Source organism: Mesorhizobium sp. M0037 (genome assembly GCF_040323635.1).
In the GTDB taxonomy this organism is placed as follows: Bacteria; Pseudomonadota; Alphaproteobacteria; order Rhizobiales; family Rhizobiaceae; genus Mesorhizobium.
The window spans coordinates 1-22,671 of record NZ_JAMYVB010000018.1 but is presented as its reverse complement, the minus strand read 5'-3'; the positions used below and the strand labels follow the sequence as shown (position 1 = coordinate 22,671).

The following is a 22,671-nucleotide window of genomic DNA, read 5'->3' as shown; positions in this document are numbered from 1 at the left end:
CCAATGACAAAAGTGCAGTTCATGGAAAGGCGCCGATGACGCAAACCGAAGCGCTGCCGCCAAGCCTGATCGTCATTCCGTGCCTGAATGAGGCAGCCCATATCGGCGCGTTGCTCGAGCAGCTCAGGCCGGCAGCGCTAAGGCTCGGCGCCCGCATCGTCGTTGCCGATGGCGGCAGCACCGATGGTACTTTGGCCATTGTCGAAGCGGTTGCGGCCAAGGACCCTCAGGTCGTCCTCCTGCACAACCCAAAACGTATCCAGAGCGCGGCGATCAATCTCGCCGTCGCCAGCCTCGGTGACGGCGCCGAATACCTGATCCGCATCGATGCCCATGGCGGCTATCCCGCCGATTATTGCGACCGGCTGGTCGAGGAGGCGCTCGCCACTTCAGCCGATTCGGTCGTCGTCTCGATGCTGACCAGCGGCAGCGGCGCGGTGCAGAAAGCGGTCGCGGCGGCGCAGAATTCCAAGCTCGGCACCGGCGGCTCCAAGCACCGGCACCTTTCCGCCGGCGAATGGGTGGACCATGGCCATCACGCGCTGATCCGGATCTCGGCCTTCACCGCGGTCGGCGGCTATGACGAGACCTTCAGCCACAATGAGGATGCCGAACTCGACTACCGCCTGCGCCGGGCAGGCTACCGCATCTGGATGAGCGGCAAGACGCAGATGGTCTACTATCCGCGTTCGTCGCTGAAGGGCCTGTATTTCCAATATCTCGGCTATGGCCGCGGCCGCGCCAAGAATGTGCTCAAGCACCGCATGATCCCGAAAGTTCGGCAGATGATTCCGCTGCTGGTGGCGCCGGTCGTCCTTCTCGCGGTATTTTCCTTTATCCACTGGCTGGCGGCGGTGCCGCTGCTGGTCTGGGCTTCGGTCTGTCTGGGCTACGGCGCTGTGACCGCCATCAGCCAGCGCAATCCCAACAATGTGCTGGCGGGCATTTCGGCGATGGTCATGCATTTCGGCTGGTCGCTCGGGTTTTGGCTGCAACTGCTCGGCTCGCGATCGCAGCGCGGGGTGGCATGATGGTCGCCGACAGCCGCCGAATCGACATCTGCGTCTGCACGTTCCGGCGGCCGGAACTGGCCGACACGCTGCGGTCGCTCGCTGCCATGGATATGCCTGCCGGTTTCGGCATCGGCGTCATCGTCGCCGACAATGACGACGAGCCGACCGCCGAGCCGCTGGTGACCGCGCTGGCGAGCGAATTGAAGCTCGTGGCCCGCTACCGGCACGCCCCGGCGCGCAACATCTCGGTTGCCCGCAACGCCTGTCTTGATGCCAGCACGGCCGATTTTCTCGCCTTCATCGACGACGATGAAACCGCTTCCCGGCAATGGCTGGCCGAACTGGTTGCTATCGCGGAGACAAGCGGCGCCGAGGCCGTGCTCGGTCCGGTGCGGGCGCTCTACCGCCCGGATGCGCCGGACTGGATGCGCAAGGGCGATTTCCATTCGACCTTGCCGGTCTGGGTGCAGGGCGAAATCCGCACCGGCTACACCTGCAACGTCCTTTTGAGGATGAGCGCCGACAGCTTGCGCGACCGTCGTTTCAGCCTGGCGCGCGGCCAGAGCGGCGGCGAGGACACCGAATTCTTCGACCGCATGGTCAAGGCAGGCGGTCGCATCGCCTTTGCGCCGGAGGCGTTGGTCGAGGAAGTCGTGCCGCGTTCGCGAGCCGCTTTCGACTGGCTGCGCCGCCGCCGCTTCCGCTTCGGTCAGACGCATGGCCACCTTGTTGGCCACAATGCGGGCGCAGTCCGTCGGGCGAAGGAGGTCGGCCTCGCCTCGGCCAAGGCCGCCTATTGCTTCGGCATGGCGGCGTTGACTGCGATTAGCCCGGTCCGCCGCAACCGCAGCGTGCTGCGCGGCATCATGCATGTCGGCGTCGTCAGCGGCCTGGTCGGTATCAGCGAAATTCGCCAATACGGACTGTCTTCCCCGCAGCAAGGAGGCAAGCGTGCAGCCTGACGTCTCCTTTGTCATCGCAGCCCACAATGCCGCGGCCACGCTCGACCGGGCGATCGCAAGCGCCATGGCCCAGCGCGATGTCAGCGTCGAAATCATCGTCGCCGATGACCAGTCGCGCGACAACACGCTCGACGTCGCAAGAGCCTATCCAAAAGATGTCGTCAAAGTGGTTGCGCTGCCGGCAAATCGTGGCCCTGGCGGCGCCAGGAATGCCGGCATCGACCTCGCCACAGGCCGCTGGGTCGCGGTGCTCGATTCCGACGATGCCGTCCTGCCCGGGCGGCTCGCCGCCATGATCGCGCGAGCCGAAAGCGCGGGCGCTGTGATCGCCGTCGACAACCTCCAGGTGGTGCGCGAGGACGGCATTGCCGAAGCGACGATGTTTCCCGCCAAATATCTGGAGGGCCTGCGTGAAATCACGCTCGCCGACTACATCGCTGGCAACATCGTTTTCGAATCCACGTTCAACCTTGGCTATCTCAAGCCGATCTTCCAGCGCCGTTTCCTGATCGAAAACGGGCTTCGCTATGATGAAAGTCTGAGCATAGGCGAGGATTACATCCTGCTCGCCAACGCGCTGGCCAAGAGCGGAAAATGCGTCGTCGAGCCGACGACCGGCTATATCTACCACATCCGCACGGGCTCGATCTCGCGCGTGCTCGAGCTTCACCATATCGAGGCGATGCGCAAGGCCGACGCGGTCTTCGCCGAGACCAATTCCATGGACGCTGCTGCTGCGGCCGCCTTCGCCAAACGCGCCCGCAGCCTGCGCAAGGCGGCATCGTTCCTGTCGCTGGTCCAGCACATCAAGGCGCGTTCGCCGTTGAAAGCGATACGCACCGCGCTAAGTGATCCGGCGGCTGTCAGGCACATGTCGATGCCGATCGCCGTCCGCCTCAAAAGGGTGGCGGCGCAGTTTGCCGTCGGCGCGGAGAGGTAAGGAGGGCGAGTACATGAAGACGTTTGTTTGTGGCCTGCAACAGGCTGAAATCGATCTGCTCAGAAGGAATTTGCGATGAAGAAAATCAGGAAGGCAGTCATCCCTGTGGCGGGGCTTGGAACACGGTTCCTGCCGGCAACCAAGTCGATTCCGAAGGAGATGCTGCCCGTGGTCGACCGGCCGGTCGTCCAATATGCGGTGGACGAGGCCTTCGAAGCCGGCATCGAGCATATCGTGTTCGTCACCGGCCGCAACAAGGCTGTCATCGAGGACTACTTCGACCTGCACCCCGAACTGATTGGAACGCTCGAACAAACCGGCAAGAAGACCCAGCTGGAGGCGCTCGAAAGCATGCTGCCCGTGGCCGGCGCCACCAGCTTCATCCGCCAGCAGTCGCCACATGGTCTCGGCCATGCGGTGTGGTGCGCACGCGAAGTCATCGGCGACGAGCCCTTCGCCCTGCTGCTCCCCGATATGGTGTCGTTCGGTCGCCGAGGTTGCCTGGCTGAAACAGTCGATCTCTATCAGCAGACCGGCGGCAATGTGATCGCCGTCGAGCGCTGTGATCCCAGCGAGACCAGCAAATACGGCATCGTCGGGCGCGGCGCCGAGACAGGCAGCGGCTTCGAGGTGACGGCCATGGTCGAAAAGCCGGCGCCGGCCAATGCGCCGTCGAATTACTACATCAACGGCCGCTACATCCTGCAGCCCGAGATCTTCTCGCTGCTGGGCAACCAGCAACGCGGCGCCGGCAACGAAATCCAGCTTACCGATGCCATGGTGCGGCTGGCGAAAAGCCAGTCTTTCTTTGCCCAGCCTTTCAATGGCCGCATGTTCGACTGCGGCTCCAAGGAAGGCTTCATCGAGGCGACCATCGCCTTCGCGCTGGCGCGCGACGACCTGAAGGGACCTGTGCTGGAAATGCTGCAGGCGTTCGTGCGGTCGCATGAGCGTCAGGAAGTGGCCGCATAATGCCCATCTTTCGAGGGCATATGCGTTTGGACGATGGCGCGGCTCATGCCTGCACGCCTGGCCGCTCAGGCCCGGCGCCGGATGGCATGAAGCTTGCGTTGCATATCTTGCCCCCGATCTCCGCAGCTTCGGACGAGGTGGGGCCTGACCCGTCTCGCTCCGGCGCCTGTAACCTAGAATTGGATCGAAGATGAATTATGCCAGCTTTCCTCTCGACAAGAGGATGCCGTTGCCCAACCCCGATCAGGAAAAGGGTGAAGACTTCATCGACGTCGAGCGCCTGCTTGGCATGGCGGCGCGTCAGGTCAAGGTGGTGGCGGTCTGCGCCATCATCGGCCTGTTCCTGGGGTTGCTCTATCTGCAGACCACGCCCAAGCAATACATGTCGGTCGCCAGCGTGCTGATCGACGAAGGCCTGAACAAGGTCATCGACGACATCTCGGCTGCATCCGTCACCATGCAGACCGACGCCGCCCTGCTCAGCCAGATCGAAATCATCACCTCGGCGCGGCTGGCCTCGGTGGTGGTCGACAAGCTGAAACTCGACCAGAACGCAGAGTTCATGAACCCGCCGCAATCGGCGCTGGTCAAGGGCATCGGCTTCGTGCGCGGCGTGATCGGCTATTTCCGCTCAAGTTCCGCCGAGCAGATTCCCGGCATGGAAAACGTCGATGAGGCGACACGCCAGGCCATGATGCAGACGGCGCGCCACGACTATGCCGTGCTGAAGCTGCAGAGCGAGGTGCTGGCGCAGCGCAACGGCCGCTCCTATGTGCTCGCCATCGGTTACCAGTCGACCAATCCGGCGCTCGCCACCGCCATCACCAAGGCCTATGCCGACGCCTATCTCGCCGACCAGCTCAACGCCAGCTTCGACGCCACCGAACGCGCTGCGGTCTGGCTGCAGGGCCGGCTGACCGAGCTTCGTCAGAACTCACAGGCGGCCGCTATGGCGGTCGAGAAATTCAGGGCCGAACATGGTCTGGCCGCCAACAGCGACGGCCAGCTGATCAGCGACAAACAGATTGCCGATCTCACCGCGCAACTGATCGTCGCGCAGGCCGATACGGCGCGCGCCAGCGCCCGCTACCAGCAATACAAGACCATCGTCGAAAGCGGCTCGGACAATGCCTTCAACGATTCCGCCATCTCAAGCGATCAGCCGGCAAGCTCGGTCATTGCAACGCTCAAGACCCGCTATCTCACAGTCGCCAAGCGGCTGCAGGACGTGACGGCCAATTTCGGCGCCGACCATCCGCAGGCGGTGGCGCTGGCCAAGGAGAAGGCCGACCTGTCGACCCAGATTTTCGGCGAGTTGAAGCAGCTGACCGAAAGCTATCGCAATGAATATGAAGTCGCGCTTTCACGCGAGACCTCACTGAGGCAGAAGATCGCCGACGCGGCCGGCAAGAGCTCCATCGACAACCAGAGCCAGGTCAAACTGCGCGAGCTCGACCAGCAGGCGCAGGCGCTGACCACGCTCTACCAGACCTTCCTTAGCCGCTACGAGGAGGCCTCGCAGCAGCAATCCTTCCCGGTCGGCAAGGTCCGCATCATCTCGGATGCCTCAACGCCGCTTTCCGCCTCAAGCCCGCGCACCTCCAGGGTGCTGGCGCTGTCGCTGGTGCTTGGGGTGCTGCTTGGCGCCGGCTTTGGTGGCCTGAATGAGTTCAACGAGCGCTTCTTCAGGACCGGCGAGGACATTCGCGATCGCGTCGGCCTCAAATTCCTCGGCTATTTGCCGATGATCGGCGGCAGGCTCGGCAAGGACGCCGACGACGGTGCGACGGATGCCAAAGCCGCCAACACATTGTCGGCGGCCGAGAAACGGGCGCGCATGCGGGTCAGCGTCGATGCACCGGCATCGATGTTCTCCGAAACGCTGCGCAACGCCAAGATCGCCTTCGACGTCGTCATGGAAAGGCAGGGCAGCCGGGTCATAGGCGTGGTCTCGGTCCTGCCCGGGGAGGGCAAGTCTACGGTCGCCGCCAATCTCGCCGGATTGCTGGCCGCCAACGGCTCGAAGACGCTTTTGATCGACGCCGATCTGCGCAATCCTGGTCTCAGCCGCAACCTCGGCATGGAGGCCGAGCAGGGGCTGATGGAGGCCGTGGTCAACGGCCAGACCTGGCAGTCGGTCGGCAAGGTCGACCGCCAGACCAAGCTGGCGATCATCCCGGCCGTGCTGCGCGGCCAGTTCTCGCACACCAGCGAGCTGCTGTCGTCGGCCGGCATGCGGCGCTTCATCGACAACGCCAAGGAGACGTTCGAGTACATCATCGTCGACCTGCCGCCGCTCGGCCCCGTGGTCGACGCCAAGGCGTTTGCGCCGCTGGTCGACGGCTTCGTGCTAGTTGCCGAATGGGGCCGCACGCCGCGGGCCATGGTGCGCTCGCTGCTGGAGCAGGAACCCTACGTCGCAAGCAAGGTCGTCGGCGCCGTGCTCAACAAGGTCGATCTGAAGAAGCTGCCGAAATACGGCTCGCTCGGCGGCTCGGAAAAGTTCTTCGACCGCTATTCGACCTACTATCTGGAGAAATCGGACGTGCGGGCCAAGACCGCCGCCTGAACGGAGCGCGATCCTGAAAAGGAGCGTGATCCGGAAAAGCGGATCCGGTTTTCGGAAAGGATCACGCTCAAACGAAGAAGCACGGCAGGTCAGGAAAAGATCAGCTTGCCGAATTTACCCGCGATCCTGAGCGCTGTCAGCCGGCCGCTTTGAAAGGCGCCGGTGTCGATGCCGAGCCTTCGCCCGTCAAGCCTGGGGATATCGACCGGCGTGTGCCCATGCACTACAAAGCGGTCGAGCAGATGGGCGGCGTTGAAGAACTCGTCGCGGATGTTGAGCAGATCCTGCTCATCCTGTGCGACCAGGTCGATACCCGGCCTGATACCGGCATGGACGAAGACGAATTTATCCGAACAGAGCAAGACCGGCAGGCCGCGCAGGAAATCGATATGGCTGGCCGGGATGACTTCCTTCACGCGCCGGTCGACCGCGTCGCTTGATGCATAGAGGCTGGCAAGCCGCGCCGGATCGACGCCATAGGAAAACAGCGTCTCGCGGCCGCCGACCGCCAGCCAGCGGTCCCGCGACAGATAGCCGTCGAGATAGTTCAGCATCGCCACCTCGTGGTTTCCCGCCAAGCAGACGCGCAGGAACTCTGTTGGCGGCAGCGCCAAGAGATGGTCGAGCACGCGCGCCGATTGCGGCCCGCGATCGATATAGTCGCCGAGCATGACGATAATCTTGCGGCCGCGAAATTGCAGCGCGTCGAGCTGGATCTTCTGCTCCAGCGACAGCAATTCCTTGTAGCAGCCATGCACGTCGCCGATCGCGTAGACGACGGTGTCGTCCATATCCATTTCCAGGCGCTCGCGCGGCGCCGGCCGGGGAGGTCTGGACCGCTGAAACAACGCCACTGGGGCCGTCAGACCCCGATGCCGCGGGCTTTGAGCGCCGCGGTGATCTCGTCAAGAATGGCGGGATCGTCGATTGTCGCCGGCATCGTCCATTCTTCCTTGTCGGCAATCTTCTGCATGGTGCCGCGCAGGATCTTGCCGGAGCGCGTCTTCGGCAGGCGCTTGATCGTCACCACCGTCTTGAAGGCGGCGACCGGGCCGATCCGTTCGCGCACCAGCCCCACCACTTCGCGTTCGATGGCAGCGGTATCGCGCGACACACCGGCATTGAGCACGACGAAGCCGAGCGGGACCTGGCCCTTCATAGCGTCAGCGACGCCGATGACGGCGCATTCGGCAACATCGGAATGCGCTGAAAGCACCTCCTCCATGGCCCCGGTCGACAGCCGGTGTCCGGCGACATTGATGATGTCGTCTGTGCGCGCCATGACATAGAGGTAGCCGTCTTCGTCGATCATGCCGGCATCGGCCGTCTTGTAGAAGCCGGGAAACTCCTCGAGATAGGCCTGCCGGAAACGCTCGTCGGCATTCCACAGCGTCGGCAGGCAGCCGGCCGGCAGCGGCAGTTTCACCACCACATTGCCAAGCGTGCCGCGCGGCACTTCATGGCCGGCATCGTCGAGCACGCGAATGTCGTAGCCCGGCATCGGCACGCCGGGCGAGCCGTATTTCACCGGCAGCAGGCCGAGGCCTGCCGGGTTGATGGTCATCGGCGAGCCGGTCTCGGTCTGCCACCAATGATCGACCACCGGCACGTTGAGTTTCTGCTCCGCCCATTTGATGGTTTCCGGGTCTGCGCGTTCGCCGGCCAGGAACAGAGTGCGGAATTTCGACAGATCGTATTTCGGCACGAATTCGCCCTTGGGGTCCTGCCCCTTGATGGCGCGAAAGGCTGTCGGCGCGGTGAACAGCGCGACAACGCCGTGTTCGGCGATCACCCGCCAATAGGTGCCGGCGTCGGGTGTGCCGATCGGCTTGCCCTCGAACAGCACGCTTGTCGCACCATGCAGCAGCGGTCCGTAAACGATGTAGGAATGGCCGACCACCCAGCCGACATCGGAGGCCGCCCAGAATACTTCGCCCGGTCTGACGCCGAACTCGTTTTCCATCGTCCATTTGAGCGCGACCATGTGGCCGCCATTGTCGCGCACGATGCCCTTCGGCTGGCCGGTCGTGCCGGAGGTATAGATGATGTAGAGCGGGTCTGTAGCCAGTACCGGAACGCAATCGACGTTGGCGCCCGCCGCCCGCTCGCGGGCAACGGCGTCGGCAAAATCGACATCGTAATGCTCCCTCAGATCGCAGCGCAGCTGGTCGCGCTGCAGGATCAGGCAGGCGTCCGGCTTGTGGCGGGACATTTCGATCGCCTTGTCGAGCAGCGGCTTGTAGGCCACGACACGTCCAGGCTCCAGGCCGCAGGACGCGGAGATGACCAGCTTCGGCTTAGCGTCGTCGATGCGGGTGGCGAGCTCGTGCGAGGCAAAGCCGCCGAACACCACCGAATGCACCGCGCCGATGCGGGCACAGGCAAGCATCGCGATCGTCGCTTCGGCCACCATCGGCATGTAGATGATGACGCGGTCGCCTTTGCGAATGCCGCGGTTCTTGAGCACCGAAGTCAGCGCTACCACTTCGCGCTTCAATTCGGCATAGGTGAATTTCTTGACCGTGCCGGTGATCGCGCTGTCGTAGATAAGTGCGATCTGGTCGGCGCGGCCGCCTGCGACATGGCGATCGAGAGCGTTGAAGCAGGTGTTGCAGGTGGCGCCGTTGAACCAGCGCCCGTAAACGCCCGCCTTGGCATCGAAGACGCTGGTCCACGGCGAATACCAGTCGATCGCCTCGGCGGCAGCGGCCCAGAATTGTTCCGGGTCGCGTTTCCAGCCGTCATAGACCTCGTGGTAGCGTGACGCCATTCATCCCTCCTCGGGAAAACTCTCTATGTTGCAATAGCCTATGCGGGTTTTCCCGGCCACGTCTTTCCCCAAATGCCATGTCTTTCCCGAAATTTGGGGCTTGGCCGATCTCGCCTTGGCCATAAATTGCAGGCACCATGGCCGGGTTTGAAATCGGGGCAGGGCGCGCAATGACGGTACGATACGGGGTTGGATCTGCCGTTGGAGCAGCGCTGCTGTTGACGATCGTTTCCGCCGCCCAGGCCGGCGATGCCGCCGCGCGGCGCATCATCGGCTTTTCCCCCGACGGCAAATATTTCGCCTTCGAGCAATATGGCGAGGTCGACGCTGCCCTTTCCGGCTGGTCGCAGATCGACATCATCGACACAAGCACAGACGAGTTCGTCGGCGGCAAGCCGATCCTTGTCCTCGATGAATCGGAAGAGGCGACCACGACGGTGGAGCAGGCACGGGCGCAGGCCGCAAAGCAGGCCGCGCCAATCCTGGCCAAATACGGCATCGCCGAGCGCGGCACGCGCACGGCCTCCGACAGGTTCACCTTCCCGGACGACACGGTCGAGTACAACGACATCCCCCGCCTCGAGCAGGCCGCGCAGAAATGGCTGTCGCCGTTCTATGGCGAAACACAGATTTCGACCATCCAGCTCGATGAGATTTTGGCCGACAGCAAGGAGGATTGCTCGGCAAGCTTTGATGACGCCAAGGAAGGCGACCAGCCTCTTCAGGGGCACAAGACACTTCAAGGCGACAAGACACTTCAAGGGGACAAGACGGGCAAGGCGCGCGGCTTCCGCCTGTCGCTGCAGGGGCAGGACGGCAAGCCGTTCAAGGTGCTGCACGAGGACAAGGCCGTGCCGGGCTCGCGCAACTGCCCGACCTCCTACAGCCTGTCGGAATCCTACGAATACGCCCCGCCCGACAAGCCGGCGGTACTGGCCGTGCTGGTGCAGCGCTTCAGCCAGGGCTTCGAAGGACGGGACCGCCGCTTCATCGCCGTAACCGGCCAGGCACGCTAAGCCGCGGCCCCCCTTGTGGCAGGCAGAAAAAGCTCATGCGCCCGGAGAAAGCAGGGCGTTCGTGTCGGATATCAGCTCTTAAAGCGGCAAGGCCGCCAGCATCAGCCCGACGCCACCCGCAATCAATATGGCGGCTGCCAACGCTTTTCGATGACGTTCGAACGCGGTCGGCGCCCGCTCCCAATTGTAACGCATACCCAATGCTCTCCCAAAACCCCGCGACTGCATAGCTTACTTTAGGTAAGAAAAGCAAGACCTTGACCCTGCGAGATAGCCGGCTTGACGGTTTGCGGCGGTGATTACCAGCTGCAATCACCGACGATTTCTGGGGTGCTTCCCTGTTCTCAGGCTCTGAATGATGTGGAAGTTACCACAATCTGAAATTGGATGTCTCCATTAGGCTTCGGTCGCCTGTGTCGTGAGGATGGTGGCGTTGCCGGATTGCCACAGAACGGTCAGGCCGGCCTGTTCTCCCTCTCGCCCGCGCAATGGACAGACCCGCATCGCCGCGCTATCTGCTCTCCAGGAAAATGGTGGAGGGGCTCCATGGCCCAAATCGGTTCTGAAATGGTTCTGCGGCTGGCGGACGACGCCTCGGTCCAGCATGTCGGCGATGGCGCCGTCGTGCTCTTGGCGCGCAGCGGCCAGCTTTACACCTGCAACGGCACCACCGAAGCCTTTCTCGACAAGGTGGACGGCGCCCGCAGCCTTGACCAGATCGTCGTCCTGTTGTCTGACGAGTTCGAGGTCGACAAGGGCACGCTCGACCAGGACATGGCGGCGCTGGCCGCCGAACTGGTGAGCGAAGGCATTCTCGCCGACCCGGCTCCCTGATGGTGGACGGCGTTCTCCTGCGCGCTTTGTTTCGTGTCCATTTATGGGCAAGCGCGCGGCTGATGCCGACCCTGATCGGCCGCCGCAGCTTCGAATCGGTGCTGAAATGGGCGCCGCTCAGCGCACCCACCCCTTATCGCGGCCTGTCGTCAGCCTACATCGTCGCTGCCGTCAACCGGACCGTCCGGCACCCCTGGCTGATGCGCGACCGCAGATGCCTGCGCGAGGGCCTGCTCGCCCACCGCTTCCTGCGCTTTGCCGGCTTCGATCCGGATCTGCGCTTCGGCGTCGATCCGAAGTCGATGCAGGCGCCGCGTATGTCTGCCCATTGCTGGGTCTGTCTCGATGGCCGCCCGGTGGTCTCGGACAGCCTCCCCGGCATGGTGCAGATCTATCGCCATCACGCCGATGCCGGAAAGGCGCACGCTGCTTGACCGGTCCGGCGACCACCTTCTGCTATGATCTCCAGGGCCAGGTCATCAGCATATCGGCCCCGCGGGCCGATCTCTGGCCGAGCTTCGACCTCTTGCTCGGCACGTTGCGCGTGAGCGGGCCGGTCGAGCCCGATTTCCGCGTCGACATCGTCGAGACGCGGGAGTTACCGGAATCGCCTGCCGGAAAACTCGCTTTCGACGGCGAGGTGCCGGAGGACGGCCATTGCCGGCTGATCGACGGTGGCGGCACCGTTCATCTGGTCTTTCCCGGCCTGCAGACCGTCTCGATCAATGCCGATGGAGGCTGGGCCGAGATACGAGTCCATCCCGATGCCAAGGTCAAATGGACGGTGCTGATGATGGTGCTGGATGCAGCACTTGATGCCGGCGACCAGCACATGCTGCACACCGCCGGCCTGACATTGCCCGGCCGCGAGGCGCTCGTGCTGATCCATGCGCCGAGCGGCACCGGCAAGTCGACGACGTCGCTGGCGCTGGCGTCGCAAGGTTTCGGCCTGTGCTCGGATGACGCCATGATCCTCAAGGTTTTGGCCGGTGGCGGCATCACGGCCTGGGGCTTGCCGCGCAAGGTGAAGGTCCACCGCCACACCGCGGCAATGCTGCCCTTCGTGGCGCCTTGCCTTGGCGACAAATGGGACGCCAATGGCGAGCAGGCCGTCTCGCTGGAACGTCTCGCCGAGATCATCCGCATCGAGGAAACTGTCGGCAGACCGGTTGCGGCACTGTTTCATCTCGCCCGCTCGGCGGACGCGCAAACCCGGCTCGTGCCCATGACCAGGACAGACGCCATGGTGGCGCTTGCCACCGACAATGTCAGGACCGGCATGACCGGCCTTTTGCCGGCGCAGAAGCGCCGCATGGCAACCATCGCAACGCTGGTCAAAGCCGTCCCGACATTTACCCTGGAAGTCGGCGCGAACCCGGCCGAGGCGGCCCCGCTGATCCGCTCGGCGCTGGCGGCGCGGGACTAAAGCACACTTCAGGCAGAATGCGGCTTTGGCCTGGCGAGGCGCTGGATCCAGCGGAAGGCGTCGCGGCGCAGGCGCGAATGCATCTTGTCCCTGGAATTGACGCCGAGCAGCGTATCGCCGGTGATCAGCCATTTGGCCAAAAATATCGAGAGGTCGGGCTTGATGCGGTCGGCCAGTTCGATCGCGCGCGGTGCATCAAACAGCCGCCCCGTCACATTGAGAACCGTCGCCAGTTCGAGCTCGATGCCGCTGATGCGCGCCGCCTCGAAAAGCCGGTCTTCATCCGCGGGCGACCGCAGCGCGCGCACGCCCTGCAGCACATCGACGCAAAGCTGCAGCCGGTGGAACTTGTGCCCGCCGGCGGCGTGGACAATGGCGATGGTCAGCAGCGCGGCCGGCGTGTCGGCCTCGCTGCCGTCGATGATCTGCAATTCGCGAAAGCCCAGCGACAGCCGCCGCCGCATGCCGGAATCATGCACCAGGTTGCCGTGCAGTTCGATCAGCAGGCTGGTATTCTCCTTCTCCAGCCACTTGAACTCCTGCAGATCCTGCGACTGCGCCTCGCCGCTCCAGAGCTCGAAGCCGCATCCGGCAATCACCGTGTTGGCTTCAATGATGCTGGCCGGCTTGACCAGAATGTCGATGTCGGTGAACGGCCGGTCAGCGGCGTGGCGGTAAAGTTTGCGTGCGAAGACCGGACCCTTGACGATGCGGGCCGGAACATTTTTCGCCGCCAATGCCTTCATGATGCGGTCGCCATGATATTGCAGCAGCATCGATTGGCCGGTCGCCAGCGTCGAGCGATCACGCAGTTCCGACAGCTTTTGCCGCAAGGCTGCGTCCGCAGGCAGTTGGGCGTCGCCGATCTCGCTGAGCTTGCGCAGCATGATCGGCAGCACGCCGTGGAACTCGGCATTGGCGAGCAGTGCCAGCAAGCTTTCGGCAGCAACGTCACGGCCAATGGCAACCGTCGCCTCCGGGTCGGCGAAGGTCAGCAGCAGTTTTTCATCGGCAGGCGCAAGAGATGGCAGCATCAAACCCGGATTGCGTTCGCCCACATCAGCAATTCCCGTCCGGAATTGCGTCAAACAACCAACTCAGAGGAGCGTATGTTGCAGAAAAGCATGCATGAAGCCAGCGTGTGGTGGCAGAACCAGCTCATGAATTGACTTTCCACGGTTTCGGTCCATTCTTTTGCACTGGACTGAAAAGGGTGTTTGGAATGGCCAAGAAAAAGTATGAAGCGCCCGTGCTGCGCAAGGCAGGAAAGTTGTCCAGCGTGGTGGCCGGGCCGTCGCTGCCGATACCGCGATAAGACTTCTACGGCTTCGGTTTGGATGAAGCCGGAGCGGTCGGCCGCAAGGCAAGCCGCGCTGCAGGCGGGCAATCTGTCGGCGTGACTGCGGGTAACGGTCCGTCCGGTCCCGCAGGCTAAGGCAAGTTCATAAGCCGCCTGTTCGGGATATGGGCAAGGCCCCTCCGTTACAGTCCCCAGCGCAGCGCGGCTGTTTGCACCGGCGCGTCCCACATTGACGTTGCCTCGTCATCCAGCATGGTCAGCGTGATCGAGCAGCCGGCCATGTCGAGCGATGTCACGTAGGACCCGACCAGCGAGCGGGTCACCGTCACGCCCTGTTTTTCGAAGATGTTTCGGGCGCTGTTGTACATCAGATAGAGCTCCATCAGCGGCGTGCCGCCAAAGCCGTTGATGAACAACAGTGCCGGGCCTTTCGCCCTGTCGCCGAGATCGCCCAGGATCGCGGCGCAAATCTCTTCGGCGATCGCATCGGCGCTTTTCAACGTGTCGCGACGCCGGCCGGGCTCGCCATGAATGCCGACGCCGAATTCCATCTCGCCATCACCAATCTCGAAGGTCGGCCTGCCGGCCGCCGGCACCGTGCAACTGGTCAGCGCCACGCCCATCGAACGCGTCGCGCTGTTGATGCGACCGCCGAGCGCCTTGAGATCCGCCAGCGCCATGCCTTGCTCGGCGGCGGCGCCGACGATCTTCTCCACCACCAGCGTGCCGGCGACGCCGCGCCGGCCGGTCGTAAAGGACGAATTCTCGACGGCGACGTCATCATTGATCACCACCTGCAGGACGCCGTCGGCCATTTCGCCGGCCATGTCGAAATTCATCACGTCGCCTTCATAGTTCTTGACGATGAACAGGCAGCCGGCGCCGGTATCGACGGCGGCGGCCGCCGCCAGTATCTGGTCCGGCGTTGGCGAGGTGAAGACCTGGCCGGGGCAGGCGGCGTCCAACATGCCCTGACCGACAAAGCCGGCATGCAACGGCTCGTGGCCGGAACCGCCGCCCGAGATCAGCGCCACTTTCCCCGGCTTCAGCACCTTGCGGCGAATGAATTTGTGCTCCTCGCCCAGCACCAGGATGTCGGCATGGGCTGCAACGAAGCCGTTGAGGCTTTCGGTCAGCACCGTGTCGACGGAATTCATAAACTTCTTCATGTGTCCTCCCGACACAACACGATCAGCCACCACTCCTGCCGGTGATGCTGGTGATCTTCTGGATGAATTCGTTGATCGCCCTGTCGAGCGCTGCGTTCTGCTTGTCGTCGCCGAAATCGGGCACGATCAGCGAGACATGCCGGGTCTTGCGCATGCCTGCCGCAACCGACATCTTGCCGGGATGCGCCAGATGATAGGCAGCCAGAAACTGATCGCGCTCGGCCGGACTGAAATGGCAGACCGAAAAAATAGCCGGCAGATGTTTTGATGGGATCGGGGTCGAATAGGCCGCGCTGGAAATCTGGGTGACGAAGCTGCGGTGCTTGCCAAGCGCATCGGCAAGGCGCTGGCGCATGCCCGACGGACGCTGGTCGATGACCTGCGACAGGATCGTCTTGTAGGCGCGGATCGACTCTTCGGAGCCGGCTTCTGGTGTCTTGTCGGCCATCTCAGTCACCCTAGACCGAAACATCTGAGATGGCCGCCTTGGCCATGGCGAGTTGGGCGGGAGCCACCGAGAGATCCCGCAGGCCGGCCTCGAGCAGTGCCGGGATCGATGCCGGATCGCCGCCGGCATCGCCGCACAGGCTGACTGGGATTTTCGCGCGCAGGCCGAACGCGGTCACCCCCGCGATCAACCGCAGCACGGCAGGATGACGCACCGAATTGAGGTGTGCCACGGCAGCGTTGTCGCGGGCGGCGGCCATAACATATTGGGTCAGATCGTTCGAACCGATCGAGAAGAAGGCGACATCGGCGAACGCTTCCGGCGCGATCGCCACCGACGGCACCTCGACCATGATCCCGAGCGGCGGCATTTTGTACGCTACGCCGCGCGCGGCAAGCCCGGCCTGCTCCTCCACGAACAGAGCGGCGGCGCGTTGGTACTCCTCCGCGACGGCGATCATCGGAAACATCACCTTCAGATTGCCGTGCACCGCCGCGCGCAGCAGCGCCCTGATCTGTACGCGAAACACCTCCGGCCTTGCCAGCGACAGCCTGATGCCGCGCAGGCCGAGGAACGGGTTGCTCTCCTCGACGGTGAAGCCCGGCACCGGCTTGTCGCCGCCGGCATCGACGGTGCGGATGGTCACCGGCTTGTCGCCTGCCCATTCCAGCACCTTGCGATAGGCCTGGTATTGCGTCTCCTCGTCCGGCGGCGCCTTGCCGAACAGGAATTCGGTGCGCATCAGCCCGACGCCATCACAGGTCGAGATGTCGATGCCATCGACCTCGGACGGATCGGCGATGTTGACCTGCACGCGCACCGTCGTGCCGGCCCGGGTTACCGCCGGTTTCGCGAGATAGGCTCCGGCCGTGTCTAGATGTGCCACAAACGAGGACGAGGACCGGTGGAACGCTTCGATCTCGGTCGTCGTCGGCGAAACCACGATACCGCCATGCTCCGCATCGAGCAGAGCCAGACCGACGGGATTAGCCGGCGAAGCGCCAAGCCCCACCACCATCGGCACACCGCGCGAGCGCGCCAGCATGGCGACGTGGCTGGCGGCGCTGCCGGCCCTCAGCGCGATGCCGCCGCCGGTGCTCCAGTCGGTCTCGAGAAAGCGCGTCGGCGCGATGTCCTCGCCATAGAGAATGGCGCCCGCTGGTGGAGCCCTCTCCTGCTCCTCGGTAAGGGCGCGCAGCACGCGGTCGCGGATATCGCTGATATCGGCGGCGCGAGCCCGGAAATAGTCCTGGTCTGACGTTTCGTAGCCGGAGATCTCGGCGTCCAGCGCCTGTCGCCAGGCCATGTCAGCCGGCATGCCGGACGCGATCGCGGCAAAAGCCGGGCCGGTCAGTGCCTCGTCCCCAAGCATGGCGAGCTGGAATTCGAGAATTCCGGCGGCCTCGTCATCGGCGGTTTCGATCAGGGTCGCGAGCCGGTCCGTCGCGCTGGCGATAGCTGCTTCCAATGCGGCCTTCTCGTCCGCGGCGCTCGCCTTGCCCGTGTAGTGCGCGGTGCCGTTGTCGAGGTTGAACAACGGCCCCTCGGCATAGCCGGCCGACGCCGAAATGCCTTGCAGCCTAAGCGGTTCGGGCATGGCCCGCATCCTCGTCGAAACCGCGTCGCACCAGCTCGGCCAGCGCTCTCACGGCATCATCGGCGCCGTCGCCTGTGGCCCGGATGTGCAGCATGGTGCCTTTCGGCGCCCTGGCCGCCATCACCTTGACGATGCTCTTGGCGTCGAACCATGGGCCGTTGGCGGCAAGCGCAATCTCCACCTCGGCGGCAAAGCTCTTGGCAAGCTTGGTGAACTTCACCGAAGGGCGCGCGTGCAGACCTACCTCGTGGGTGATCAGGACGGCGGCCTCGGCAAATGCGGACATGCGCTCAAAATTCCCGTTCGCTCACGACGGCGACAATTCATGCGCCGTCGCCACCACTTCCTTCAGTGAGGCCCCGCCGGACGCCTCCGTCGCAGCCATCACCGCGCCTTCGACGATCGGCGCGTTGCAGACGACGATCTTCTGCGCCCGCGGCTCGCCGATCATTTCCACCGCCATTTCCGAATTGGTCTCGGCGCCGCCGAGATCGACCAGTATGGCGACGCCCGCCTCCGACCACGCCTTGTCGATGGCGCCCATGATCGCTTCGACGCTGGTGCCGAGCCCGCCATGGCCGTTTCCGCCGCACCATGCAAGCGGCACTTCGTCGCCCACCATCTGCCGCACCATGTCGGCCGTGCCTTCGGCAACCAGCGGCGAATGCGAGACGATGACGATGCCGACATTGCTCATGCTTCGACCTCGACGGTTTCGGCGACGGTCCGCACCAGCAGCGCGACCGAGCGTCCGCCGGCATCCATGTGGCCGATAGAACGGTCGCCGAGGAATGAAGCGCGACCGCGTGTTGCCTTCATCGGCACGGTCGCTTCGGCAGCCGCGTCGGCGACATCTGCGATTTCCATGGCCGTCTTTCCTTTGACCAATGCGTCATGCACGGGTTGCAGCACATCGAGCATGGTCTTTTGACCAACCTGGGATTTGCCTCTAGCGGCCACCGCCTCGATTGCCTTGCCGAAAGCAGCCGTCAGCTTGGGGCGATCCGGCTCTCCTGAAATCTCCTTGCCCAGCGCCAGGAACAATGTACCGAACAGCGGCCCGGACGCACCGCCAACCGTCATCACCAGCTTGGTGCCGATCGCCTTCAGCGCCTCGGGCAGCGGCTTTGCAGCGAACGCCCCGGCATCGGCGCGCATAGCCTCGAAGCCGCGCTTCATGTTCAGCCCATGGTCACCATCGCCGATCGCCTGGTCGAGCGCGGTCAACTCTTCCGAGTGAGCGGCGATCGTGTCCGCGGCGGCGGTGATCAGCCTGGCAAGGTCGAACGCTGCCATGTCCAGATTCCCGGTTTCGATCCTGCCGGCAGTATCGCAAGAGTTTTCATTCGACAATCGAAGCATGCCGTCAGGCCGTTGCATGCAGCGCGGCGGCGGCCGCGAACACTTCGGCCACGGCATGGGCGCCAGGGTCGACTACGCCCTGCAATTTGGTGCCAACATAGGCGGAGCGTCCGGCCTTCGCCTTCTCCATGGCAGCGGTCGCCTCGGCGCCGTGCCGTGCCGCTGTAGCCGCGGCATCCAGCCCCTTGGCATCGAGCGCCTTCAGCGCCGGCTCCAAGGCATCGACCATGGTGCGGTCGCCGACCTTGGCGCCACCGTAAAAAGTCATGCGGTCAAGCCCGGCAAGCAGCGCCTTGGACAGGGTTGCTCCGCCGTTCGAAGCCTGAGCCGCTGCCGTGAAGAAGATCGACAGCAAGACGCCTGAGGAGCCGCCCATTGCGACGCCCAGACTATCGCCTATAGCCGCGAGCGTGGCGGCAGGGTCGGCCAGCGGCAGTGTATCGAGCTTCTCCAGCACGCTGCGCGCGCCGGTCGCCACCGTCGAACCGGTATCGCCGTCGCCCGCCTTGGCGTCGAGCCCGTTCAGTGTCTCTTCGAGCTCGATCAGCCGTTCGCAGACCGTGACGATCAAACGCCTGGTACCGGGATCCTGACTGGCCTTTTGGGCTGCGCTGTTTCCAGCCGCTTTCGCCATAGGCACGATAGCCGGCGCGACGACGGTTTTGGCCGGCATCCAGGCATGTGGGCCGACAGGCGCCAGCAAGGCTGCCTCGCGCGCCGCGTCGAGCTTGATCAGCGACAGCGAAAAGCCGTTCATGTTGAGCGCCGTCATCAGCGGTCCGGGGCCGATCGCAAGTTTGACGGTTTTGGCCAGCGGCGAGGCCAGCACGGCATTGGCGATGAGCGACATTTCGAGCGGCGGCACCGAACCGAGATTGTTGATCAGCAGCGCATGGCTGGCTTTCGGGTCAAGCCGCGCGGCAAGCCGCTCCGCCATGATCGCCACAAGCTTGTCGGCGCTTTGCACTGCGATGCGCTCTACGCCCGGCTCACCATGGATGCCGAGGCCGAGTTCGCCGTCATTTTCGCCGAACCGCTCTTCATGTGGCTGGCCGGGGATAGAGCAGGACGACAGCGACATGCCGAGCGAGATGATGTCCTTTGCCACCGCGCGAGCCGCTGTCGCGATCGCTGACAGGTCGCTTCCGGTCTCCGCCAGATGGCCGGCGATCTTGTGCACGAACAAGGTGCCGGCGACGCCGCGCGGCTGGTTGATACCCGGCAGGGCGATGTCGTCGGCAACGATCGCCATCTCGACGCGAAACCCTTCGGCGCGCGCTTTCTCGGCCGCCAGGCCGAAATTGAGCCGGTCGCCGGTGTAGTTCTTGACGATCAGCAGGCAGCCGGCGGGGCCGGTCACCGCGCGGATGGCCGCCAGCACCGCCTCGACGCTGGGCGAGGCAAAGATCTCGCCCGAAACCGCCGCCGTCAGCATGCCCTTGCCCACAAAGCCGGCATGGGACGGTTCGTGTCCGGCGCCGCCACCGGAGACGACGGCAACTTTCGCCTTGTCCCAGTCGGCGCGCAGCACGACCTTGATCTCGGGGTAACCGTCGAGGCGCGCGAGATCGCCGGAACCGATGGTCCGCAACAGGCCATCCAGCGCCTCGGTGACGATCGTTTCCCTGCGGTTGAAAAAGTGCTTCATCGAGTTCGTCCCGTATTCGCAATCGTCAGTCAGAAGCCGGCGTCTAGACCGCCGAAATCTTCACATCAGCCTTTGTCCGTCGGCGCCGAAATACAGCGGCGAGCGGTAGCGGATCACCACTTTGTCGCCCTCGGCCAGATCCGTATCGGGGTCGGTGAGCGTCACCAGTTTCTTTGGGCCGACCGTAACATGCAGATGGTTCTGGTCCCCGAGATGTTCGACCCAGTCGACGACGCCGTCGGCATGGCCGTTTGCGGTTTTCTCGATCGACAGATGCTCGGTGCGCGCGCCGATGGTCTTGGTTCCGGTCGGCGCCCCACCATCAGGCAGCAGCCCGGCCGGCAGCAGGTTGATCGCCGGCTGGCCGAGGCGGGCCGCGACATGAAGGTTGGCCGGCTCCGAATAGATGGTGCGCGGCGTGCCGATCTGCACCAGCACGCCATTGTTGAGGATGCCGATGCGGTCCGCCATGGTCATCGCCTCGATCTGGTCGTGCGTGACATAGAGCATGGTGGCGCCGAGCTCGGCTTGGATGCGCTTGAGTTCGAGCCTGAGATCGGCGCGCAATTTGGCGTCGAGCGACGACAGCGGCTCGTCCATCAAATAGATCGACGGCTTGCGCACCAGCGCGCGCCCAATGGCGACGCGCTGCATTTCGCCACCCGAAAGCTTGGTCGAGCGGTTGTTCAGCTTGTGGTGGATGCGCACCATCTTCGCCACCTCTTCGACGCGGCGGCGAATCTGGTCCTCCGGTACTTTCCGCGCTGGCGAACGCAGCGGGAAGGCGAGGTTGTCGTAGACCGACAGATGCGGGTAGAGCGAATATTGCTGGAACACGAAGGCGGTGTCGCGCTCGGCCGGCGACAGCGTCGTCGCATCGTGGCCGCCAATATGGATCGTGCCGCCATCCGGCCGCTCCAGTCCGGCGATCAATCTCAGCGTCGTCGTCTTGCCGGCGCCGGTCGGGCCGAGCAGCACGACGAATTCGCCATCGGCGATGTTAAGGTCGAGGCCATCGACGGCGACATGGTCGCCGAAGCTTTTGGTCACGCCCTTGATGTGCACGTCAGCCATGCTGCGCTCTCCCTTGAGAGGCGGTATCGTGGATCGCGGTGCGCACCGCCCGACCCGAGCCCTTGTCGAACAGCGACAGCCGCGCGCTGTTCAACGTCAGCCCGACATGATCGCCGGCAGCGAGCCGGATTTCGGCCGGCACCCGCGCCTTGATGATGCCGTCCGCCGTCTCCACCGCCACGATCTGCGTCGTGCCGAGATATTCGGTGCCGTAGATGGTGCCGCGCAGTTTCGACGCATCGTCGAAACGGATGTGCTCGGGACGGATGCCGAGTGCCATGTCGGCGGGCGCAATTTCCTCGCGCACTTCCGGCACCGCCACCTTGGCGCCCTGGACGACGATTTCCTTCGCCCCCTTCGCCAGCCCGCCACCGAAGCCCAGGAAATTCATCGGCGGCGAGCCGATGAAGTCGGCGACGAACATGGTTGCCGGGCGGTCGTAGATTTCGCGCGGGCTGCCGAACTGTTCGATGACGCCATGGTTCATGACGGCGATCTTGTCGGCCATCGACATCGCTTCCATCTGGTCGTGCGTGACATAGACGGTGGTGGCGTGGATGCGGTTGTGCAGCTCGCGCAGCTCATGCACCATCAGATCGCGGAATTCGGTGTCGAGCGTGCCGAGCGGCTCGTCCATCAGAAAACACTTTGGCCGCCGCACGATGGCACGGCCGAGCGCGACCCGCTGGCGGTCGCCGCCGGCAAGCCCTGAGACCGATTTGTTGAGCAGGTGGTCGATGCGCAAAAGCTTGGCCGTCTCGTCGACCCGTTGGCGGATTTCGGCCGACGGCATTCCTTGCGCGAGAAGCGGGAAGCCGATGTTCTTGCGCACATTCATATGCGGATAGAGCGCGAAAAGCTGGAAGACGAAGGCGATGTCGCGTTCGCGCGCCCGGCGCATGGTGACATCCTCGCCGCCGAGCAGGATCTGGCCGCCCGTCGGCAGTTCCAGCCCGGCGATCATGCGCAGCGTCGTCGTCTTGCCGCAGCCCGACGGGCCAAGCATGACGAAGAACTCGCCATCCTCGACGACGAAGCTGGAATCCTGCACGGCGACGAAATCGCCGAAGGCCTTTCTCAAATGTTGGACGCGGATTTCGGCCATGATTATTCCGGGAATTTCGAGACGATGATGAACATCACTGTGCCGGCGAGCATGGTGATGAAGGAGTAGGTGTAGAGCGCCAGCGCGAAGGGCTGGAACAGCATCAGGAATCCAATGGCGATCAGCGTCGTGGCGATGTTTTCCATCAGGCCGCGGCGAGCCCAGCGAGGCCAGGATGACTTTTTGGAGATGGCTGGGCGCGTCATGCGTAGCTGCCTTCCTTCTGCCCGGCAACGGGGCGAGACGGTTGCCAGGTGGTTCCCCCACTCCGTCGCTGCTTCGCAGCGCCACCTCTCCCCCCTCCGGAGGGAGAGGAAGGCAGCCTGCCTGAATGAAGTTCGCGTCCTTCCTCTACCCCGTCGATCGGGGGAGAGGTGGGGGGCGCGCCGGCGCCGCGGGGGGGGGGACGGTAGCCCCCACACCAATAGCGACCCCCCCCAAAATACAGACACGCCCAACCAGCAAT

Annotated in this window: 22 protein-coding genes; 9 read left to right on the top strand and 13 right to left on the bottom strand. The window is 64.0% G+C overall.

Annotated elements, in window-relative coordinates; genetic code table 11:
• Positions 1 to 35 precede the first annotated feature (35 nt).
• From NKJ78_RS23995 to NKJ78_RS23975, 5 genes are all read left to right on the top strand, one after another.
• Entirely contained in the window at positions 36 to 1,031 is a 996-nt protein-coding gene (locus tag NKJ78_RS23995; RefSeq protein ID WP_023806157.1) for a glycosyltransferase family 2 protein, read from the top strand.
• Positions 1,028 to 1,975, top strand: coding sequence for a glycosyltransferase family 2 protein (locus NKJ78_RS23990; protein WP_352459274.1), 948 nt, complete (start codon positions 1,028 to 1,030; stop codon positions 1,973 to 1,975). The genes NKJ78_RS23995 and NKJ78_RS23990 overlap by 4 nt, the downstream gene beginning before the upstream one ends.
• Positions 1,965 to 2,915, top strand: coding sequence for a glycosyltransferase family 2 protein (locus tag NKJ78_RS23985; protein WP_352459273.1), 951 nt, complete (start codon positions 1,965 to 1,967; stop codon positions 2,913 to 2,915). Before NKJ78_RS23990 ends, NKJ78_RS23985 begins: the two co-directional genes overlap by 11 nt.
• A gap of 75 nt (positions 2,916 to 2,990) precedes the next feature.
• The gene (gene galU, locus NKJ78_RS23980; RefSeq protein ID WP_023696974.1) at positions 2,991 to 3,887 is read left to right on the top strand and encodes a UTP--glucose-1-phosphate uridylyltransferase GalU; all 897 of its coding nucleotides are present in this window, start codon (positions 2,991 to 2,993) and stop codon (positions 3,885 to 3,887) included.
• 190 nt (positions 3,888 to 4,077) lie between these two features.
• Complete coding sequence (locus tag NKJ78_RS23975; RefSeq protein WP_352562651.1) at positions 4,078 to 6,456, top strand: polysaccharide biosynthesis tyrosine autokinase; 2,379 nt, start codon at positions 4,078 to 4,080, stop codon at positions 6,454 to 6,456.
• 89 nt (positions 6,457 to 6,545) lie between these two features.
• On the opposite strand, the gene NKJ78_RS23970 is transcribed toward NKJ78_RS23975, so the two are convergent.
• Together NKJ78_RS23970 and NKJ78_RS23965 are read right to left on the bottom strand one after the other, a co-directional pair.
• Positions 6,546 to 7,247: a metallophosphoesterase family protein gene (locus tag NKJ78_RS23970; RefSeq protein ID WP_352459271.1), complete on the bottom strand. Its 702-nt coding sequence runs from the start codon at positions 7,245 to 7,247 to the stop codon at positions 6,546 to 6,548.
• A gap of 71 nt (positions 7,248 to 7,318) precedes the next feature.
• Complete coding sequence (locus tag NKJ78_RS23965; RefSeq protein ID WP_352459270.1) at positions 7,319 to 9,226, bottom strand: propionyl-CoA synthetase; 1,908 nt, start codon at positions 9,224 to 9,226, stop codon at positions 7,319 to 7,321.
• Between the two features lie 218 nt (positions 9,227 to 9,444).
• On the opposite strand from NKJ78_RS23965, the gene NKJ78_RS23960 reads away from it, so the two are divergent.
• The 4 genes from NKJ78_RS23960 to NKJ78_RS23945 all read left to right on the top strand — a co-directional run bounded on the left by NKJ78_RS23960 (position 9,445) and on the right by NKJ78_RS23945 (position 12,502).
• Positions 9,445 to 10,242, top strand: a complete 798-nt coding sequence (locus NKJ78_RS23960) for a DUF2259 domain-containing protein (RefSeq protein WP_245260383.1) — start codon at positions 9,445 to 9,447, stop codon at positions 10,240 to 10,242.
• A 546-nt stretch (positions 10,243 to 10,788) separates the two neighbouring features.
• Positions 10,789 to 11,076 carry a PqqD family protein gene (locus tag NKJ78_RS23955; protein ID WP_023684213.1) on the top strand — a complete coding sequence of 96 codons (288 nt, stop codon included), beginning with the start codon at positions 10,789 to 10,791 and terminating at the stop codon, positions 11,074 to 11,076.
• On the top strand, positions 11,076 to 11,510 hold the full coding sequence (locus NKJ78_RS23950; RefSeq protein ID WP_023668789.1) for a lasso peptide biosynthesis B2 protein: 435 nt from the start codon (positions 11,076 to 11,078) through the stop codon (positions 11,508 to 11,510). Before NKJ78_RS23955 ends, NKJ78_RS23950 begins: the two co-directional genes overlap by 1 nt.
• The gene (locus tag NKJ78_RS23945; RefSeq protein ID WP_023738104.1) at positions 11,507 to 12,502 is read left to right on the top strand and encodes a phosphoenolpyruvate carboxykinase (ATP); all 996 of its coding nucleotides are present in this window, start codon (positions 11,507 to 11,509) and stop codon (positions 12,500 to 12,502) included. Before NKJ78_RS23950 ends, NKJ78_RS23945 begins: the two co-directional genes overlap by 4 nt.
• An 8-nt stretch (positions 12,503 to 12,510) precedes the next feature.
• Here the strand turns inward: NKJ78_RS23945 and NKJ78_RS23940 are convergent, their stop codons facing one another.
• From NKJ78_RS23940 to NKJ78_RS23890, 11 genes are all read right to left on the bottom strand, one after another.
• Complete coding sequence (locus NKJ78_RS23940; protein ID WP_352562658.1) at positions 12,511 to 13,536, bottom strand: nucleotidyltransferase family protein; 1,026 nt, start codon at positions 13,534 to 13,536, stop codon at positions 12,511 to 12,513.
• A gap of 448 nt (positions 13,537 to 13,984) precedes the next feature.
• Positions 13,985 to 14,971, bottom strand: coding sequence for a dihydroxyacetone kinase subunit DhaK (gene dhaK / locus NKJ78_RS23935; protein WP_352459269.1), 987 nt, complete (start codon positions 14,969 to 14,971; stop codon positions 13,985 to 13,987).
• Between the two features lie 22 nt (positions 14,972 to 14,993).
• Positions 14,994 to 15,419: a hypothetical protein gene (locus tag NKJ78_RS23930; RefSeq protein WP_352459268.1), complete on the bottom strand. Its 426-nt coding sequence runs from the start codon at positions 15,417 to 15,419 to the stop codon at positions 14,994 to 14,996.
• A 10-nt stretch (positions 15,420 to 15,429) separates the two neighbouring features.
• Positions 15,430 to 17,016 carry a phosphoenolpyruvate--protein phosphotransferase gene (gene ptsP / locus NKJ78_RS23925; RefSeq protein WP_352562650.1) on the bottom strand — a complete coding sequence of 529 codons (1,587 nt, stop codon included), beginning with the start codon at positions 17,014 to 17,016 and terminating at the stop codon, positions 15,430 to 15,432.
• On the bottom strand, positions 17,000 to 17,302 hold the full coding sequence (locus NKJ78_RS23920) for an HPr family phosphocarrier protein (protein WP_023738107.1): 303 nt from the start codon (positions 17,300 to 17,302) through the stop codon (positions 17,000 to 17,002). Before NKJ78_RS23920 ends, ptsP begins: the two co-directional genes overlap by 17 nt.
• A 21-nt stretch (positions 17,303 to 17,323) precedes the next feature.
• Complete coding sequence (dhaM, locus tag NKJ78_RS23915; protein WP_023690004.1) at positions 17,324 to 17,713, bottom strand: dihydroxyacetone kinase phosphoryl donor subunit DhaM; 390 nt, start codon at positions 17,711 to 17,713, stop codon at positions 17,324 to 17,326.
• A complete protein-coding gene (gene dhaL / locus NKJ78_RS23910) occupies positions 17,710 to 18,312 on the bottom strand; it encodes a dihydroxyacetone kinase subunit DhaL (RefSeq protein WP_352459267.1) in 603 nt (200 codons plus the stop codon). The genes dhaM and dhaL overlap by 4 nt, the downstream gene beginning before the upstream one ends.
• Positions 18,313 to 18,382: 70 nt before the next feature.
• Positions 18,383 to 20,026 carry a dihydroxyacetone kinase subunit DhaK gene (locus tag NKJ78_RS23905; RefSeq protein ID WP_352459266.1) on the bottom strand — a complete coding sequence of 548 codons (1,644 nt, stop codon included), beginning with the start codon at positions 20,024 to 20,026 and terminating at the stop codon, positions 18,383 to 18,385.
• Between the two features lie 60 nt (positions 20,027 to 20,086).
• Positions 20,087 to 21,100: an ABC transporter ATP-binding protein gene (locus NKJ78_RS23900; RefSeq protein ID WP_023738110.1), complete on the bottom strand. Its 1,014-nt coding sequence runs from the start codon at positions 21,098 to 21,100 to the stop codon at positions 20,087 to 20,089.
• Positions 21,093 to 22,205, bottom strand: a complete 1,113-nt coding sequence (locus NKJ78_RS23895; RefSeq protein ID WP_352459265.1) for an ABC transporter ATP-binding protein — start codon at positions 22,203 to 22,205, stop codon at positions 21,093 to 21,095. The genes NKJ78_RS23900 and NKJ78_RS23895 overlap by 8 nt, the downstream gene beginning before the upstream one ends.
• A 2-nt stretch (positions 22,206 to 22,207) precedes the next feature.
• Positions 22,208 to 22,411 carry a hypothetical protein gene (locus tag NKJ78_RS23890; RefSeq protein WP_023668776.1) on the bottom strand — a complete coding sequence of 68 codons (204 nt, stop codon included), beginning with the start codon at positions 22,409 to 22,411 and terminating at the stop codon, positions 22,208 to 22,210.
• Positions 22,412 to 22,671: the final 260 nt, after the last annotated feature.

Coding starts and splice junctions, on each gene's coding strand:
- NKJ78_RS23995 (WP_023806157.1), top strand. CDS start 36: ATGACGCAAACCGAAGCGCTGCCGCCAAGCCTGATCGTCATTCCGTGC.
- NKJ78_RS23990 (WP_352459274.1), top strand. CDS start 1,028: ATGATGGTCGCCGACAGCCGCCGAATCGACATCTGCGTCTGCACGTTC.
- galU (WP_023696974.1), top strand. CDS start 2,991: ATGAAGAAAATCAGGAAGGCAGTCATCCCTGTGGCGGGGCTTGGAACA.
- NKJ78_RS23975 (WP_352562651.1), top strand. CDS start 4,078: ATGAATTATGCCAGCTTTCCTCTCGACAAGAGGATGCCGTTGCCCAAC.
- NKJ78_RS23970 (WP_352459271.1), bottom strand. CDS start 7,247: ATGGACGACACCGTCGTCTACGCGATCGGCGACGTGCATGGCTGCTAC.
- NKJ78_RS23965 (WP_352459270.1), bottom strand. CDS start 9,226: ATGGCGTCACGCTACCACGAGGTCTATGACGGCTGGAAACGCGACCCG.
- NKJ78_RS23955 (WP_023684213.1), top strand. CDS start 10,789: ATGGCCCAAATCGGTTCTGAAATGGTTCTGCGGCTGGCGGACGACGCC.
- NKJ78_RS23950 (WP_023668789.1), top strand. CDS start 11,076: ATGGTGGACGGCGTTCTCCTGCGCGCTTTGTTTCGTGTCCATTTATGG.
- NKJ78_RS23940 (WP_352562658.1), bottom strand. CDS start 13,536: ATGCTGCCATCTCTTGCGCCTGCCGATGAAAAACTGCTGCTGACCTTC.
- dhaK (WP_352459269.1), bottom strand. CDS start 14,971: ATGAAGAAGTTTATGAATTCCGTCGACACGGTGCTGACCGAAAGCCTC.
- NKJ78_RS23930 (WP_352459268.1), bottom strand. CDS start 15,419: ATGGCCGACAAGACACCAGAAGCCGGCTCCGAAGAGTCGATCCGCGCC.
- ptsP (WP_352562650.1), bottom strand. CDS start 17,016: ATGCCCGAACCGCTTAGGCTGCAAGGCATTTCGGCGTCGGCCGGCTAT.
- NKJ78_RS23920 (WP_023738107.1), bottom strand. CDS start 17,302: ATGTCCGCATTTGCCGAGGCCGCCGTCCTGATCACCCACGAGGTAGGT.
- dhaM (WP_023690004.1), bottom strand. CDS start 17,713: ATGAGCAATGTCGGCATCGTCATCGTCTCGCATTCGCCGCTGGTTGCC.
- dhaL (WP_352459267.1), bottom strand. CDS start 18,312: ATGGCAGCGTTCGACCTTGCCAGGCTGATCACCGCCGCCGCGGACACG.
- NKJ78_RS23905 (WP_352459266.1), bottom strand. CDS start 20,026: ATGAAGCACTTTTTCAACCGCAGGGAAACGATCGTCACCGAGGCGCTG.
- NKJ78_RS23900 (WP_023738110.1), bottom strand. CDS start 21,100: ATGGCTGACGTGCACATCAAGGGCGTGACCAAAAGCTTCGGCGACCAT.
- NKJ78_RS23895 (WP_352459265.1), bottom strand. CDS start 22,205: ATGGCCGAAATCCGCGTCCAACATTTGAGAAAGGCCTTCGGCGATTTC.
- NKJ78_RS23890 (WP_023668776.1), bottom strand. CDS start 22,411: ATGACGCGCCCAGCCATCTCCAAAAAGTCATCCTGGCCTCGCTGGGCT.